Source organism: Mesorhizobium sp. 8 (assembly GCF_006351905.1).
Classification (GTDB): Bacteria; Pseudomonadota; Alphaproteobacteria; order Rhizobiales; family Rhizobiaceae; genus Mesorhizobium; species Mesorhizobium composti.
This window is the reverse complement of sequence record NZ_CP040914.1, coordinates 1,730,905-1,744,808: the sequence shown is the minus strand read 5'-3', so window position 1 is coordinate 1,744,808 and position 13,904 is coordinate 1,730,905. Positions and strand designations below refer to the sequence as shown.

General features: G+C 67.1%; 13 protein-coding genes. 6 read left to right on the top strand and 7 right to left on the bottom strand.

All coding sequences use genetic code 11. The annotated features are described in order from the left end of the window. Positions 1–59 precede the first annotated feature (59 nt). Genes FGU64_RS08435 through mnhG form a run of 6 tightly spaced genes read left to right on the top strand, consistent with a single transcriptional unit; the run spans position 60 to position 6,065 of the window. On the top strand, positions 60–2,969 hold the full coding sequence (locus FGU64_RS08435; RefSeq protein WP_139952320.1) for a monovalent cation/H+ antiporter subunit A: 2,910 nt from the start codon (positions 60–62) through the stop codon (positions 2,967–2,969). Further along, the gene (locus FGU64_RS08430) at positions 2,969–3,307 is read left to right on the top strand and encodes a Na+/H+ antiporter subunit C (protein ID WP_136356086.1); all 339 of its coding nucleotides are present in this window, start codon (positions 2,969–2,971) and stop codon (positions 3,305–3,307) included. Before FGU64_RS08435 ends, FGU64_RS08430 begins: the two co-directional genes overlap by 1 nt. Position 3,308: 1 nt before the next feature. Next, positions 3,309–4,925, top strand: a complete 1,617-nt coding sequence (locus tag FGU64_RS08425) for a monovalent cation/H+ antiporter subunit D (RefSeq protein WP_139952317.1) — start codon at positions 3,309–3,311, stop codon at positions 4,923–4,925. Then, positions 4,922–5,404, top strand: a complete 483-nt coding sequence (locus tag FGU64_RS08420) for a Na+/H+ antiporter subunit E (RefSeq protein WP_139952312.1) — start codon at positions 4,922–4,924, stop codon at positions 5,402–5,404. The genes FGU64_RS08425 and FGU64_RS08420 overlap by 4 nt, the downstream gene beginning before the upstream one ends. After that, entirely contained in the window at positions 5,401–5,682 is a 282-nt protein-coding gene (locus FGU64_RS08415) for a K+/H+ antiporter subunit F (protein WP_139952309.1), read from the top strand. The genes FGU64_RS08420 and FGU64_RS08415 overlap by 4 nt, the downstream gene beginning before the upstream one ends. Continuing rightward, positions 5,679–6,065, top strand: coding sequence for a monovalent cation/H(+) antiporter subunit G (gene mnhG, locus FGU64_RS08410; RefSeq protein WP_139952306.1), 387 nt, complete (start codon positions 5,679–5,681; stop codon positions 6,063–6,065). The genes FGU64_RS08415 and mnhG overlap by 4 nt, the downstream gene beginning before the upstream one ends. Here the strand turns inward: mnhG and FGU64_RS08405 are convergent. From FGU64_RS08405 to FGU64_RS08375, 7 genes are all read right to left on the bottom strand, one after another. Beyond that, positions 6,050–7,459, bottom strand: a complete 1,410-nt coding sequence (locus FGU64_RS08405; RefSeq protein ID WP_180375659.1) for an amidase — start codon at positions 7,457–7,459, stop codon at positions 6,050–6,052. The genes mnhG and FGU64_RS08405 overlap by 16 nt on opposite strands. Positions 7,460–7,584: 125 nt before the next feature. Further along, the gene (locus FGU64_RS08400; RefSeq protein WP_139952301.1) at positions 7,585–9,174 is read right to left on the bottom strand and encodes a GMC family oxidoreductase N-terminal domain-containing protein; all 1,590 of its coding nucleotides are present in this window, start codon (positions 9,172–9,174) and stop codon (positions 7,585–7,587) included. Between the two features lie 31 nt (positions 9,175–9,205). Beyond that, positions 9,206–10,171 (bottom strand): branched-chain amino acid ABC transporter permease, encoded by a 966-nt coding sequence (locus FGU64_RS08395; protein WP_139952298.1) that lies wholly within the window; start codon positions 10,169–10,171, stop codon positions 9,206–9,208. 1 nt (position 10,172) lies between these two features. Further along, positions 10,173–11,060, bottom strand: coding sequence for a branched-chain amino acid ABC transporter permease (locus FGU64_RS08390; protein ID WP_136356069.1), 888 nt, complete (start codon positions 11,058–11,060; stop codon positions 10,173–10,175). Positions 11,061–11,063: 3 nt separating this feature from the next. Continuing rightward, positions 11,064–11,768 carry an ABC transporter ATP-binding protein gene (locus tag FGU64_RS08385; RefSeq protein WP_139952295.1) on the bottom strand — a complete coding sequence of 235 codons (705 nt, stop codon included), beginning with the start codon at positions 11,766–11,768 and terminating at the stop codon, positions 11,064–11,066. Beyond that, a complete protein-coding gene (locus FGU64_RS08380; RefSeq protein WP_180375658.1) occupies positions 11,761–12,561 on the bottom strand; it encodes an ABC transporter ATP-binding protein in 801 nt (266 codons plus the stop codon). Before FGU64_RS08380 ends, FGU64_RS08385 begins: the two co-directional genes overlap by 8 nt. Beyond that, positions 12,558–13,766, bottom strand: coding sequence for an ABC transporter substrate-binding protein (locus FGU64_RS08375; RefSeq protein ID WP_136356063.1), 1,209 nt, complete (start codon positions 13,764–13,766; stop codon positions 12,558–12,560). The genes FGU64_RS08380 and FGU64_RS08375 overlap by 4 nt, the downstream gene beginning before the upstream one ends. Between the last annotated feature and the right edge of the window lie 138 nt (positions 13,767–13,904).

The following is a 13,904-nucleotide window of genomic DNA, read 5'->3' as shown; positions in this document are numbered from 1 at the left end:
TCGGGCGCGCCGGCTGCGGAGGCGAGACGACGCATCGAATAGGCGAGGGCGGATAGAGCATGCGGGACGGCAACCTGTTGGCGGTGCTGATCGTCCTGCCCTTCCTCGGCTCCCTTCTGGCCGCGCTCATGACGCCGATGGCGCGCAACGCCGAAGCCTGGCTTTCGGGGCTGGTCGCGCTTGCCGCCTTCGTCGTGGCCGCCTCCTTCTATCCGCATGTCACCGGTGGCGGCGTCGTCAAGCAGACGATCGAATGGATACCGGCGCTCGGCCTTTCCTTCACGCTGCGCATGGACGGCTTCGCCTGGATGTTCTCCATGCTGATCACCGGCATCGGCCTGCTCGTCGTCGTCTACGCCCGCTACTACATGTCGCCGAAGGACCCGGTGGCGCGTTTCTATGCCTTCCTGCTTGCCTTCATGGGCGCCATGCAGGGCTTGGTCATCGCCGGCAACCTGATCCTGCTGGCCGTCTTCTGGGAACTGACCAGCGTCTTTTCCTTCCTGCTGATCGGCTACTGGCACCATAACCAGAACGCTCGCGACGGCGCCCGCATGGCACTTACCCTTACCGGCACGGGCGGGCTCTGCCTGCTGGTCGGCCTGATCCTCATCGGCCACATCGTCGGCAGCTACGACCTCGACGTCGTGCTGGCCTCGGGCGACGCGATCCGGTCCAACCCGCTCTATGTTCCGGTGCTGCTGCTGGTGCTGGCCGGCGCGCTGACCAAGAGCGCGCAGTTTCCCTTCCATTTCTGGCTGCCCAACGCGATGGCGGCGCCGACGCCGGTTTCGGCCTATCTGCATTCGGCGACGATGGTGAAGGCCGGCGTCTTCCTCTTGACGCGCTTCTGGCCGGTGCTGTCGGGCACGCCGGAATGGTTCAACCTGGTGGGGATCGCCGGGCTGGCGACGCTCCTGCTCGGCGCCTATTTCGCCATCTTCCAGCAGGACCTGAAAGGCCTGCTCGCCTATTCGACCATCAGCCATCTCGGCCTGATTACCTCGCTGCTCTCCTTCGGCAGCCCGCTGGCGGCGGTGGCGGCGATCTTCCACATGGCCAACCACGCCACCTTCAAGGCGTCGCTGTTCATGGCCGCCGGCATCATCGACCACGAGGCGGGCACGCGCGACATGCGCAAGCTTTCCGGCCTGTTCTCCTTCATGCCGATCACCGCGACGCTCGCCATGGTGGCGAGCGCGGCGATGGGCGGCGTGCCGCTGCTCAACGGATTCCTGTCCAAGGAGATGTTCTTCGCCGAGGCGCTGGAACAGCATCGGGCCTCGCTGCTCGACAGCGCCGCGCCCTATATCGCGACGCTCGCCGGCGCCTTCGCCGTGACCTATTCGGCCCGCTTCATCTACACTGTGTTCTTCGGCCCGAAGCCGGTCGACCTGCCGCAGGAGCCGCACGAACCGCCGCTGCTGATGCGCCTGCCGGTCGCGCTCCTGGTCATCGCCTGCGTCGTCGTCGGCGTCATCCCGGCGGTGAGCATCGGTCCCTTCCTCGACACGGCGGTGACCGCTGTCCTCGGTGACCGCACGCCGGCCTACAGCCTCGTCGTCTGGCACGGCTTCACCACGCCGCTCATCATGAGCATGATCGCGCTGGTCGCCGGGCTGGCGCTCTATGCGGCGCTGCACCGCTATCTCGCCAGCAGCGAGGAGGGGGCGCCGTTCTTCCGCCGCTTCAAGGGTCAGCGCATCTTCGAGCGCATCCTCGTCACGGTGAGCTGGCGCTGGGCGCGCGCCATCGAGGCCGTCGTTGCGACGAGACGCTTGCAGCCGCAGGTGCGGCTGATCGTCGTGGCGGCGATCCTTGCCGGCTTCTGGGCGATGTGGGGCGAGGGCAACCTGATGCCACGCCTGACCGTGCATGGGCTGGACCCTGTGCTCGGCTCGCTGTGGGCCATCGGCGGGGTCTGCGCCGTCTCGGCGGCGATCATGGCCAAGTACCAGCGGCTCGCGGCCCTCATCCTGATGAGCGGAACCGGGCTGGTCACCTGCCTGTCCTTCGTCTGGCTGTCGGCGCCCGACCTCGCCGTCACGCAGCTGCTGGTCGAGATCGTCACCACGGTGCTCATCCTGCTCGGCCTGCGCTGGCTGCCGAAGCGCGACAAGGCGGTGGCCGAGGCCATCGACACGGCGACGCGGCTGAGGCGGCACCGCGATTTCGCCATCGCGCTGGTGGCGGGCTTCGGCATCGCCGCGCTCGCCTATTTCGCCATGCTGACGCCGCGCCCGCCTTCGGTCGGCGATTTCTACCTGAAGCATTCCTACGCCGAGGCCGGCGGCACCAACGTCGTCAACGTCATCCTGGTCGACTTCCGCGGCTTCGACACGATGTTCGAGATCGTCGTGCTGGCGATCGTCGCGCTCACCGTGTTCGCGCTGCTTCGCCGTTTCAGGCCGGCCGAGGACAATGCCGAGGCGCCCTACCAGCAGCGCGAGCAGGACGAGTTCGATTCGGTGCGCCGCGACCGCGAGGTCGGCGAAACGCTGAAGGACTATCTTCTGGTACCGTCGATCATCATGCGCTGGATGTTCCCGGTGATCGTGGTGCTGGCCGTCTACCTGCTGCTGCGCGGGCATGACCAGCCGGGCGGCGGCTTCGCGGCGGGCATCGCCATGGCGACCGGCTTCCTGTTGCAATACCTGGCCGGCGGCGCGCGCTGGGTCGAGGAGCGGCTGCGCATCCTGCCGGTGCGCTGGATCGGCGTCGGCCTGCTGACCTCGGTGGCCACCGGCCTCGGTTCGCTGGCCTTCGGTTATCCCTTCCTGACGTCCTATTTCCAGTACACGCCGATCCCCTACATCGGGAAGATGCCGACGGCGTCTGCGATGCTGTTCGATCTCGGCGTCTTCAGCCTCGTCGTCGGCGCGACCGTGCTGATGCTGATCGCCATCGCCCACCAATCGCTACGCATTCGTGCGCGGCCCCGAAAGCCGGCCGAAGGGGAGGGTGCCTGATGGAACTGGTCATCGCCGCCGCCATCGGCGTCCTTTCGGCCTCGGGCGTCTGGCTGATCCTGCGCCCGCGCACGTACCAGCTGGTCATCGGGCTGGCGCTCTTATCCTACGCCGTCAACCTGTTCATCTTCAGCATGGGGAGGCTGCGCGTGAATGCGCCGCCCGTGCTCGACGGCTCCGCCCCGGTCGACGTGACGGCCTATATCGATCCGGTGCCGCAGGCGCTGGTGCTGACGGCCATCGTCATCAGCTTCGCCACCACGGCGCTGTTCCTCGTCGTGCTGATCGTCTCGCGCGGCATGACCGGCACCGACCACGTCGACGGGCGGGAGGGCTGACATGGTCGAGCCGGCCCATCTCGTCGTCGCGCCGATCCTCATCCCGCTGGTCACCGGCGCGCTGATGCTTTTCTTCGAGGACCGGGAGCGCAGGCTGAAGACGGCGCTGTCGCTGGTCTCCATCCTGGCGCTGATCAGCATCGCCACCGCGCTGCTCAACACCGTCCACGGCGGCGGCCACGCCGCCAGCCTCGTCTATCTGGTCGGCAACTGGCCGGCTCCCATCGCCATCTCCCTGGTGGCGGACCGCCTGGCGGCGGTCATGCTGCTGCTGACGGCATTGCTGGCGCTGCCGGCGATGATCTTCGCGACGCAGCGCTGGGAGAAGGTCGGGCCGCATTTCCACTCGCTGTTCCAGTTCCTGCTGGTCGGCCTCAACGGCGCCTTCCTGACCGGCGACCTGTTCAACCTGTTCGTCTTCTTCGAGGTGATGCTGGCGGCGTCCTACGGCCTCGCGCTGCACGGCGGCGGGGCGCTGCGCGTGCGCGGCGGACTCAACTACATCGTCGTCAACCTCGTCGCCTCGCTGATCTTCCTGATCGGCATCGCCATGGTGTTCAGCGCCGCCGGCAGCCTGAACATGGCCGAGATCGCGCTTCGGGCCGAGTCGATGCAGGGCTTTGCGCTGCCGGCGCTGCATGTGGGCCTGGCGATGCTGGGGCTCGCCTTCCTCATCAAGGCCGGCATGTGGCCGCTCGGCCTGTGGCTGGTGCCCGCCTATTCGGCCGCCGCCGGGCCGGTCGCGGCGGTCTTTGCCATCCTGAGCAAGGTCGGCGTCTACGCGCTTCTGCGGCTGGCGCTGCTGGTGCCCAACGAGGGTATCGCCTTTGGCTCGCTGGTCATCTTCATCGGCGGGGTGGCGACGCTGGTGTTCGCTTCCATCGGTATCCTCGCCTCGCAGTCGCTGAAGCGGGCGGCCGGCTATTTCGTGCTGATGTCGTCCGGCACGCTGCTTGCCGCCTTCGGCATGTCGCAATCCGCGGTGACGGCCGGCGCGCTGTTCTACATGCTGAGCTCGACGCTGGCGGTCGGCGCCTTCTTCCTCGTCGTCGAATTGATCGAGCGCGAACAGGACGCCGCCTCCAGCGTGCTTGCCGTCACCATGGAAGCCTATGGCGAGGGCGAGGAGGACATGGAGGAGGAAGAGGCCGAGGTCGGCCGCACCATGCCGGGCGCCGTGGCGATCCTCGGCATCGGCTTCTGCCTGCTCGCCATGGTGCTGATCGGCCTGCCGCCACTGCCGGGCTTCCTCGCCAAGTTCGCCATCCTGACGGCGCTGCTGGGGCCGGAGGCTTCGGTGCCGGCTGCCTCGAACTTCATGCGCGGCACGCTGGCCGTGCTTCTGATCGCGTCCGGGGTGGTGTCGCTGGTGGCGCTGTCGCGTGCCGGCATCCGCGTCTTCTGGGCGCCGGTTGAACCCTTCCTGCCGCGCATCACCGTCACCGAGACGGCGCCGATCCTCTATCTGCTGGGGCTGCTCATCGCACTGGTGCTGGCGGCCGGGCCGGCGATGAACCTCTTCCTGGCGACGGCCGACGACCTGCATCATCAGGTCCGCTATCTCGACGCTGTTCTGGGCGCCGAGCGCGTTCCGCCTTTCGCGGAGGCGCATCCATGAGGTGGCTGCTGCCCTATCCGCTTCTGACGCTTGCCTTGGCTCTCATGTGGCTGCTGCTTTCCGGCGTCTCTCCGGGGCAGGTGGTGCTCGCCGCCGGCGTCGCGACGGGCGCTTCGCATGCGCTGGCCGCGCTTGGTGAGACGAGCCCGACGATCCGCCGCTGGCTGGCTATCCCCGAGCTTTTCGGCATCGTGCTCTACGACATCGTGCGATCCAACATCGCGGTGGCGGGCATCCTGCTGGGATTGGGCAGCGCGCGAAAGGCCGGCTTCGTCACGGTGCCGCTCACCACCCGCAGCCCGTCGGCGCTGGCAATCCTGTCCATCATCGTCACCAGCACGCCGGGCACCGCCTGGATCGACTATGACGCGGCCCGCAACGAGGTGCTGGTCCATGTATTCGATCTCGTGGACGAGGCGCATTGGCGCCAGCTGATCGCCGAACGCTACGAGCGGCTGCTGATGGAGATATTCGAATGAGCGAGACCATCATCCTCGCCGCCGTATGGTTCGCCCAGATCGCGCTGGCGATGGCCATGTGCCTGTGCACCTGGCGCATGATCGCCGGCCCGCGCGCGCAGGACCGTATCCTTTCCTTGGACGCGCTCTATGTCTGCGCCATGCTGCAACTGCTCGCCTTCGGCATCCGCACGGGGCGCACCATCTATTTCGAGGCTGCGTTGATCATCGGCATGTTGGGCTTCGTCGCCACCGTGTCGCTGGCGAAGTTCCTGATGCGCGGCGAGGTGATCGAATGAGCGTCCATCTCGCCGACGTGCCGCTGTGGGCGGCGATCCTCGCTGCGTTCTTCCTGGTTCTGGGAGCTGGCTTGGCCCTGCTCGGCACCATCGGGCTGGTCCGGCTGCCGACCTTCTATCAGCGCATCCACGCGCCGACGCTCGGCACCAGCTGGGGCGCCGCCGGCATGGTGCTGGCCTCGATGATCATCTTCACCGCCGCATCGGAACGGCTGGTGCTGCACGAAATCCTGATCGGCATCTTCGTCACGGTGACGACGCCGGTGACGCTGATGATGCTCGGACGCTCCGCGCTCTACCGCGACCGCAGCGAGCGCAATCCGGAAGTGCCGCAGTTCGGGGCGAGCGATGCGGACGAAGACACGGCTCAGGGCGCGTCGTAGCCGGCAGGCGGCTGGAACAGGCCGCCGCGCTTGCGTTCCAGCGCCCGGCCGATGCGCAGCGCCATCGCCTCCTCGAAGCGCGGCACGACGATCTGCAAGGCCGTCGGCAGGCCATCTCCCATCAGGCCGACCGGGACGCTGAGGGCCGCCGCGTCCATCAGGTTGACGAAGCGGGTGAAGGTGCCGAGCGGCGTCGTCGCCTCGTCGATCTCGGCGACCGGCGGCGGCAGGATCGGCGAGGTCGGCGTCAGCATGGCGCCGGCGCCATCGAGATAGCGGGCGAACGCGACCTGCGCGGCGCGGCGATCCTCCAGAAGTTGCTGATAACGCGCGGCATCGATGGCGCGGCCCTTCAGCACGCGCGCACGGATGGCCGGATCGACGACGCTGTTCTCGACATCGACATAGCGCCCGAGATTGTGCCAGGCTTCCGCCGCCATCAGATCGCCGGTGAGCGCCATATAGGCCTCCGGCGCTTGCGGCATCGGCCGCTCCTCGATGACGGCGCCGAGCGCCTCGAGATCGGCAAGGGCTGCCCGGAAGCGCTCCATGACTGCGGGCTGGACACTGGCGAGGTCGCTTGCAGCCGGAACGCGCAGGCGCAAGCCGGCGACGCCCTGTTCGAGCGTGTCGAGCCGGACCGGCGGAACGCCGAAGGTCGCGGGATCGTCCGGATCGCGGCCGGATAGCGCCTCGAACAGCAGGGCGGCGTCCTCCACAGAGCGGACGAGCGGGCCGACGCTGTCGAAGGAGGTGGCCAGCGCCAGCAGGCCGCCGCGCCCGACGCGGCCGACCGTGGTTTTCAGGCCGACGACGCCGCACATGCCGGCCGGATTGCGGACCGAGCCGCCGGTGTCGGTGCCGAGCGCCGCCGGCACCAGCCCCGCTGCGACCGCGACGCCCGAGCCGCTGGAGGAGCCGCCCGGCGCGCGCGGCACGGCCGGATCGCGCGGGTTGAGCGGCGTGCCGGCGACCGGGTTGGTGCCCCAGCTACCGAAGGCGAACTCGACGGTGTGCACCTTGCCGACCAGCACCATGCCGGCGTCGGCCAGCCGCGTCACGGCGTTGGCGGTTGCGGTCTGCGCTTTTGCGTCGAGGGCGAGGGAGCCGGCGCGTGTCGGCTGGCCGGCGACGTGGAAAAGATCCTTGGCGGCGAAGGGCACGCCGTCGAGCGGGCCTTTCGCCTTGCCCCGCCGGCGCCGCTCGTCGGATTCCTTTGCCGCCTCGATCGCGGCTTCCGGGAGGGTGACGACGAAGGAATGAAGGGCGCCGTCATGGGCGGCGATGCGGTCGAGCGCGCGTCGCGTGACGGCCTCGGCGGTGGTGGCGCCGGAGGCCAGGGCGCGGCCCAGTTCGGCTGCCGTTGCGAATGCGGAAATGTCGTCGGTGCTCACGCGGTTTTCTCTCTTCAAACGTGCCGCAACGCATCACGATTCGGCCCGGCAGGGGAGGGCCAGCTTTACGCAAACGATTGTCGATGTTCTGGATACGGCGCGAAACCTTCCCCGGAGGCGCTGTCCTAGTTCGACAGGATCAGGCTGGCTGCCTTTTCCGCGATCATCAGGGTCGGCGTGTTGGTGTTGCCGGAGGTAATAGTGGGCATGATCGAGGCGTCGGCGATGCGCAGTTTTCCGACGCCGCGCACACGCAGCCTCTCGTCGACGACGGAGTCCGGGTCGGCGCCCATGCGGCAGGTGCCGACCGGGTGAAAGATGGTGGTGCCGATCTCGCCGGCCGCGCGCACCAGCTCCTCCTCGCTCTGGTAGTCCGGCCCCGGCTTGAATTCCTGCGGCCTGTAGGGCTGGAGCGGCGCTTGGCTCGCGATGCGGCGCGTCAGCCGGATGGCGTCGGCCGCGACCATGCGGTCGGCTTCGGCGGCGAGGTAATTCGGCCGGATCGCCGGCTGGCGGCGGAAATCGGCCGAAGTGGCGTGGATGGAGCCGCGGCTTTCGGGGCGCAGGTTGCAGACCGAGGCGGTGAAGGCGGGGAAGGGATGCACCGCGTCGCCGAACTTGTCGAGGCTGAGCGGCTGGACGTGGAACTGCAGGTTCGGGGTCTCGAAATGGGGTGCGGAGCGGGTGAAGATGCCGAGCTGGCTCGGCGCCATCGCCATCGGCCCGGAGCGCTTCAGGAGATATTCCAGCCCGATCGCCATCTTGCCGAACAGGCGGCTCGCCTGCTCGTTCAGCGTGCGGATGCCGGAGACCTTGTAGGCGAGCCTGAGCTGCAGGTGATCCTGCAGGTTCTCGCCGACCTGGCTGCGCTCGACGGCGACGGGAATGCCGGCCTGCTGCAGCGCCGATCCTGAGCCGATGCCGGACAGTTCCAGCACATGCGGCGAGCCGACGGAGCCAGCGGCGAGGATCACCTCGCGACGGGCGCGGACCGTGCGCCGGGCGTTGCCTTGCATGAATTCGACGCCGCGCGCTTCGCCGTCTTCCAGCATGAGGCGGGCGACTTGCGCGCCGGTTTCCACCTTCAGGTTTTTGCGTGCCGCGACCGGGTGGAGAAAAGCCTTGGCGGAATTGACCCGGACGCCGTGACGCTGGTTGACCTTGAAGTAGGACGAGCCCTCGTTGTCGCCGCGGTTGAAATCGGCGGTGCGGGGAATGCCGGCCGCCTCGGCGGCGGCGCGGAAGGCATCGAGGATATCCCAGTGCAGCCGCATTTCCTCGACGCGCCATTCGCCGCCGGCGCCGTGGAATTCGTCGGCCCCGGCATAATAGTCCTCCGACTTGCGGAAGAAGGGCAGCACGTCGTCCCAACCCCATCCCGTGCAGCCCATCTGCCGCCAGCGGTCGTAGTCGCGCGCCTGGCCGCGCATGTAGATCATGCCGTTGATGGACGAGCAGCCGCCCAGAACTTTGCCGCGGGGATAGGCGAGGGCGCGGTCGTTCAGGCCGGCTTCCTTCTCGGTCGAAAAGCACCAGTCGGTGCGCGGGTTGGAGATGCAGTAGAGATAGCCGACGGGAATGTGGATCCAGTGGTAGTTGTCGCGTCCGCCGGCCTCCAGCAGGAGCACGGTGGCGTTCGCATCGGCCGACAGGCGATTGGCCAGCAGGCAGCCGGCCGTGCCGGCGCCGACGATCACATAGTCGAACTCGTCCATTTCAGGTCTTTGCGCCCCAGTTCCTTGCGGCTTATTTCTTGATGCCCGGCAGCTTCGCGTAGATTTCGCCGACGATACCGCGCCGGAACAGAAGCACGCAGATCATGAAGATGGCGCCGGTGGCGATGGTGACGGGAAAGCCCGACGTCGCCAGCGTGTTCTGCAAGGTCACCACCAGCCCGGCGCCGACCATCGGGCCGACCATGGTGCCGATGCCTCCGAGCAGCGTCATCAGGATCACCTCGCCCGACATCTGCCAGGTGACGTCGGTCAGCGTGGCGAACTGGAAGACGATGGCCTTGGTCGCGCCGGCGAGCCCGGCAAGGGCGGCCGACATGACGAAGGCGGCGAGCTTGTAGTTGGCGACCGAGTAGCCGAGCGAGGTGGCGCGGTTCTCGTTCTCGCGGATCGAGCGCAGGACCATGCCGAAGGGCGAATTGACGATGCGCCAGATGGCGAAAACGCCGATCAGGAAGACACCGAGCACGGTGTAGTAGATGTTGAGCGGTCGGCCGAGATCGAGCAGGCCGAGCAGGAAGCCGCGCGGCACGTTCTGGATACCGTCCTCGCCGTTGGTGAAGGGCGCCTGCACGCAGAAGAAGAAGAACATCTGCGCCAGCGCGAGCGTGATCATGGCGAAATAGATGCCCTGGCGGCGGATGGCGAAGAAGCCCATGACGAGGCCGAGCACGGCCGCACCCGCCGTGCCGATCAGGATGCCGACCTCCGGCGTCACGCCCCAGACCTTGACGGTGTGGGCGCAGAAATAGGCCGCGCCGCCGAAGAAGGCGGCATGGCCGAAGGAGAGCAGCCCTGTGTAGCCGAGCAGAAGGTTGAAGGCGCAGGCGAACAGCGCGAAGCACATGATCTTCATCAGGAAGATCGGGTAGAAGAAGAAGGGTGCGGCCAGAAGTCCTGCGATGCCGAGCGCCACCAGCAGCCATTCCAGCCGAGCCGTCGATTTCGCCTCGGTCGGTCGGGTAGAGAGCTCGGCCATGTCAGGCATCCCTTCCGAACAGGCCCGCAGGGCGGATGAGCAGCACCACTGCCATGATGACGAAGATGACGATGTTGGAGGCTTCCGGATAGAAGACCTTGGTCAGGCCTTCGGCGAGGCCGAGCACATAGCCGGTGACGATGGCGCCGAGGATCGAGCCCATGCCGCCGACGACGACCACGGCAAAGACGACGATGATGAGGTCGGAGCCCATCAGCGGGCTCACCTGGTAGACCGGGGCCGCGAGGATGCCGGCCAGCCCGGCGAGCGCGGAACCGAGGCCGTAGGTGAGGGTCAAAAGTACCGGTACGTTGACGCCGAAGGCCTGCACCAGCTTCGGGTTCTCGGTGGCGGCGCGCAGATAGGCGCCGAGCCTCGTCTTCTCGATGGCGAGCCAGGTGCCGAGGCAGATGACCAGCGACGAGAACACCACCCAGCCGCGGTAGTTGGGCAGGAACATGAAGCCGAGATTGGTGCCGCCCGCAAGCGCTTGCGGCGCCGCATACGGCTGGCCGGAAACGCCGTAGTAGTAGCGGAAGACGCCCTCGATGACGAGGGCGAGGCCGAAGGTGAACAACAGCCCGTAGAGCGGGTCGAGGCTGTAGAGCCTGGACAGCATCGTGCGCTCGATCGCCATGCCGACGACGCCGACGACCAGCGGCGCCAGGATGAGCGCCGGCCAATAGCCTATGTTCAGCCATTGCAGAAGCAGGAAGCCGACGAAGGCGCCGAACATATACTGCGCGCCATGCGCGAAGTTGATGATCTTGAGCATGCCGAAGATAACGGCGAGGCCAAGGCTCAGCATGGCGTAGAAGGAGCCGTTGATCAGCCCCACCAGAAGCTGGCCGAGGAATGCCTGAACCGGGATTCCGAAGATCATGGTCATAATCTAGACCCCCAGAACGTCATGCAGCAGCGCCATGCGCTCGTCCAGTTCGGCGACCGGGAAGCCGGCGGTAATCTTGCCGTGCTCCATCAGGTAGAAGCGGTCGGCGATGCGGCGGGCGAAACGGAAGTTCTGTTCCACCAGCAGGATCGTCATGCCGCGCGCCTTGAGTTCGGCCAGTACCTCGCCGATGCGCTGCACGATGACGGGCGCCAACCCTTCCGTCGGCTCGTCGAGCAAAAGCATCCTGACGCCGGTGCGCAGCATGCGCGCCATCGCCAGCATCTGCTGTTCGCCGCCGGAAAGCTTCGTTCCCTGGCTGTTGCGCCGCGCCTTCAGGTTGGGGAATAGTTCGAAGATCTCGTCCGGGCTCATGCCGCCGGGCGCGACCACGGGCGGCAGGTTGAGGTTTTCCTCGACCGAGAGCGTGGAGAAGATGCCGCGCTCCTCCGGCACGAAGCCGATGCCGGCGCGTGCCACGTGATGCAGCGGCATACGCATCAGGTCGCGGCCGTCGAATGTCGCCGTGCCGGTGCGCTTGCGGATCAGGCCCATGATGGCGCGCAGCGTCGTCGTCTTGCCGACGCCGTTGCGGCCGAGCAGGGTCACGGTTTCTCCGGGGAAGACGTCGAGGTCGACGCCGTGCAGGGCATGGCCTTCGCCGTACCAGGCGTTGAGGCCGCGCACAGACAGAAGCGGCTCACTCATCTTCGGTCCCCATATAGGCGACCCGGACGCGTTCGTCGGTGCTGACCGTCGCGTAGTCGCCGGCGGCGAGGATTTTGCCGGCCTGCAGGACCGTGATCCAGTCGCAGAGTTCGGCCACCACGTCGAGATTGTGTTCGACCATCAGGATGGCGCGGTCGGCGGCGAGCGAGCGGATGAGGCCGGCCACCACCGCGACATCCTCATGGCCCATGCCGGCCATCGGCTCGTCGAGCAGAAGCACCTTGGGGTCGAGCGCGAGCGTGGTGGCGATCTCCAGCACGCGCTTGCGGCCATAGGAAAGGTCGCCGGCCAGCCGGTGTGCGGCTTCGGCCAGCCCGACGGTTTCCAGCAATTCGAAAGCGCGGGGCGTCAGCACGTCGAGCGCGCCGGCCGGCCGCCAGAACTGGGTGGCGAGCCCGTTCGGCCGTTGCAGGGCGACGCGCACATTGTCGAGCACCGACAGGTGCGGGAAGATCGCCGAGATCTGGAACGACCGCACCAGCCCCATGCGCGCCACCTTGGCAGGCGGCGTGCGGGTGATGTCCTGGCCGAGCAGTTCGATCCTGCCGCCGGTAGGCGGGAGGAACTTGGTCAGAAGGTTGAAGACTGTGGTCTTGCCGGCTCCGTTGGGGCCGATCAGGGCGTGGATCTTGCCGTGATGCACGTCCAGATCGACGCCGCCGACGGCGACGAAGCCGGCGAACTCCTTGCGCAGGCCGCGGGCGGACAGCACCACTCGCGGCTCGGCATCGGTCTTTTCAGGCGCCGCAGTCACGGCAGCCGCTGCACTCACTTGGCGGAGAGCGGGCAGCCGCTCTTGTCGGCAGGCAGGAAGGCCTCGTCGCCGGGAATGGTGGCGAGATAGGTGTAGTAATCCCAGTCCTTCTTGCTCTCTTCCGGCTTCTTGACCTGGAACAGGTACATGTCGTGCACCATGTTGCCGTCCGCCTGCACCTTGCCGTTCTCGGTGAAGATGTCGTTCACCGGCATCTCATGCAACTGCTTGGCCACGGCTTCCGTCTCGTCGGTGCCGGCCTTGTCGATCGCCTTCAGGTATTGCAGCACCGCCGAATAGGTGCCGACCTGGATCATGTTCGGCATGCGGTTGGTGCGCTTGAAGAAGCGCTCGGCGAATTCGCGGTTCTTGTCGTTCTGGTCCCAGTACCAGCCCTCGGTCAGCACCACGCCCTGCGCGGCCTGGAGGCCGAGCCCGTGCACTTCCGCCAGCGTGAACAGCAGGGCCGCGAGGCGCTGTCCGCCCGAAACGATGCCGAAATCGGCGGCCTGCTTGATCGAGTTGGACGTGTCGAGGCCGGCGTTGGCGAGGCCGACGATCTTGGCGCCGGAAGACTGCGCCTGCAGAAGGAAGGACGAATAGTCGGTGGCGCCGAGCGGATAGCGCACGGAGCCCAGGACCTTGCCGCCCTTTTCCTTGACGAAGTTGGCGGTCTGCTCTTCCAGCGAATGGCCGAAGGCATAGTCGACGGTGATGAAGTACCAGCTGTCGCCGCCCTGGGCGACCAGCGCGCCGCCGGTGCCGACGGCCTGGCTGTGGGTGTCGTAGGCCCAGTGGAAGCCGTAGGGCGAGCAGGACTTGCCGGTGAGGTCGGTGGTCGCCGCGCCGGTGACGATGTCGATCTTCTTCTTTTCCTTCGAGATGCCCTGCACGGCCAGCGCCACCGACGAGGTGGTCAGTTCCATGATGGCGTCCACCTGTTCGGTGTCGTACCACTGGCGGGCGATGTTGGAGGCGATGTCGGGCTTGTTCTGGTGGTCGGCGTCGATGACCTCGATCGGAGCGCCCTGGACCTTGCCGCCGAAATCCTCGACCGCCATCTTGGCGGCCTCGACCGACCACTTGCCGCCGAAGTCGGCATAGACGCCCGACTGGTCGTTCAGGATGCCGATCTTGACCTTGCCGTCCGAGATTTCGGCGGCGGCTGCGGGGATCACGGTGGCGGCCAGAAGGGCCGCCGAAACAAGATGCAACAACTTCACTGTCGATTCCTCCCTGGTGGTCAGCCTTGCCGAACGGAGACTGACTGCGACGGCTCCAACAAGGCCGTCCGCGTTTTCTTCATTGCCGACCGCTCCTCCGCGGCCCCGGTGCAAATTCACACGATCAAGATCGCGCCG

Bases quoted from the DNA above. Each gene is read 5' to 3' on its own strand.
- FGU64_RS08390 (WP_136356069.1), bottom strand. From the start codon at position 11,060: ATGACCATGATCTTCGGAATCCCGGTTCAGGCATTCCTCGGCCAGCTT.
- FGU64_RS08400 (WP_139952301.1), bottom strand. From the start codon at position 9,174: ATGGACGAGTTCGACTATGTGATCGTCGGCGCCGGCACGGCCGGCTGC.
- FGU64_RS08425 (WP_139952317.1), top strand. From the start codon at position 3,309: ATGGTCGAGCCGGCCCATCTCGTCGTCGCGCCGATCCTCATCCCGCTG.
- FGU64_RS08415 (WP_139952309.1), top strand. From the start codon at position 5,401: ATGAGCGAGACCATCATCCTCGCCGCCGTATGGTTCGCCCAGATCGCG.
- FGU64_RS08385 (WP_139952295.1), bottom strand. From the start codon at position 11,768: ATGAGTGAGCCGCTTCTGTCTGTGCGCGGCCTCAACGCCTGGTACGGC.
- mnhG (WP_139952306.1), top strand. From the start codon at position 5,679: ATGAGCGTCCATCTCGCCGACGTGCCGCTGTGGGCGGCGATCCTCGCT.
- FGU64_RS08430 (WP_136356086.1), top strand. From the start codon at position 2,969: ATGGAACTGGTCATCGCCGCCGCCATCGGCGTCCTTTCGGCCTCGGGC.
- FGU64_RS08420 (WP_139952312.1), top strand. From the start codon at position 4,922: ATGAGGTGGCTGCTGCCCTATCCGCTTCTGACGCTTGCCTTGGCTCTC.
- FGU64_RS08395 (WP_139952298.1), bottom strand. From the start codon at position 10,171: ATGGCCGAGCTCTCTACCCGACCGACCGAGGCGAAATCGACGGCTCGG.
- FGU64_RS08435 (WP_139952320.1), top strand. From the start codon at position 60: ATGCGGGACGGCAACCTGTTGGCGGTGCTGATCGTCCTGCCCTTCCTC.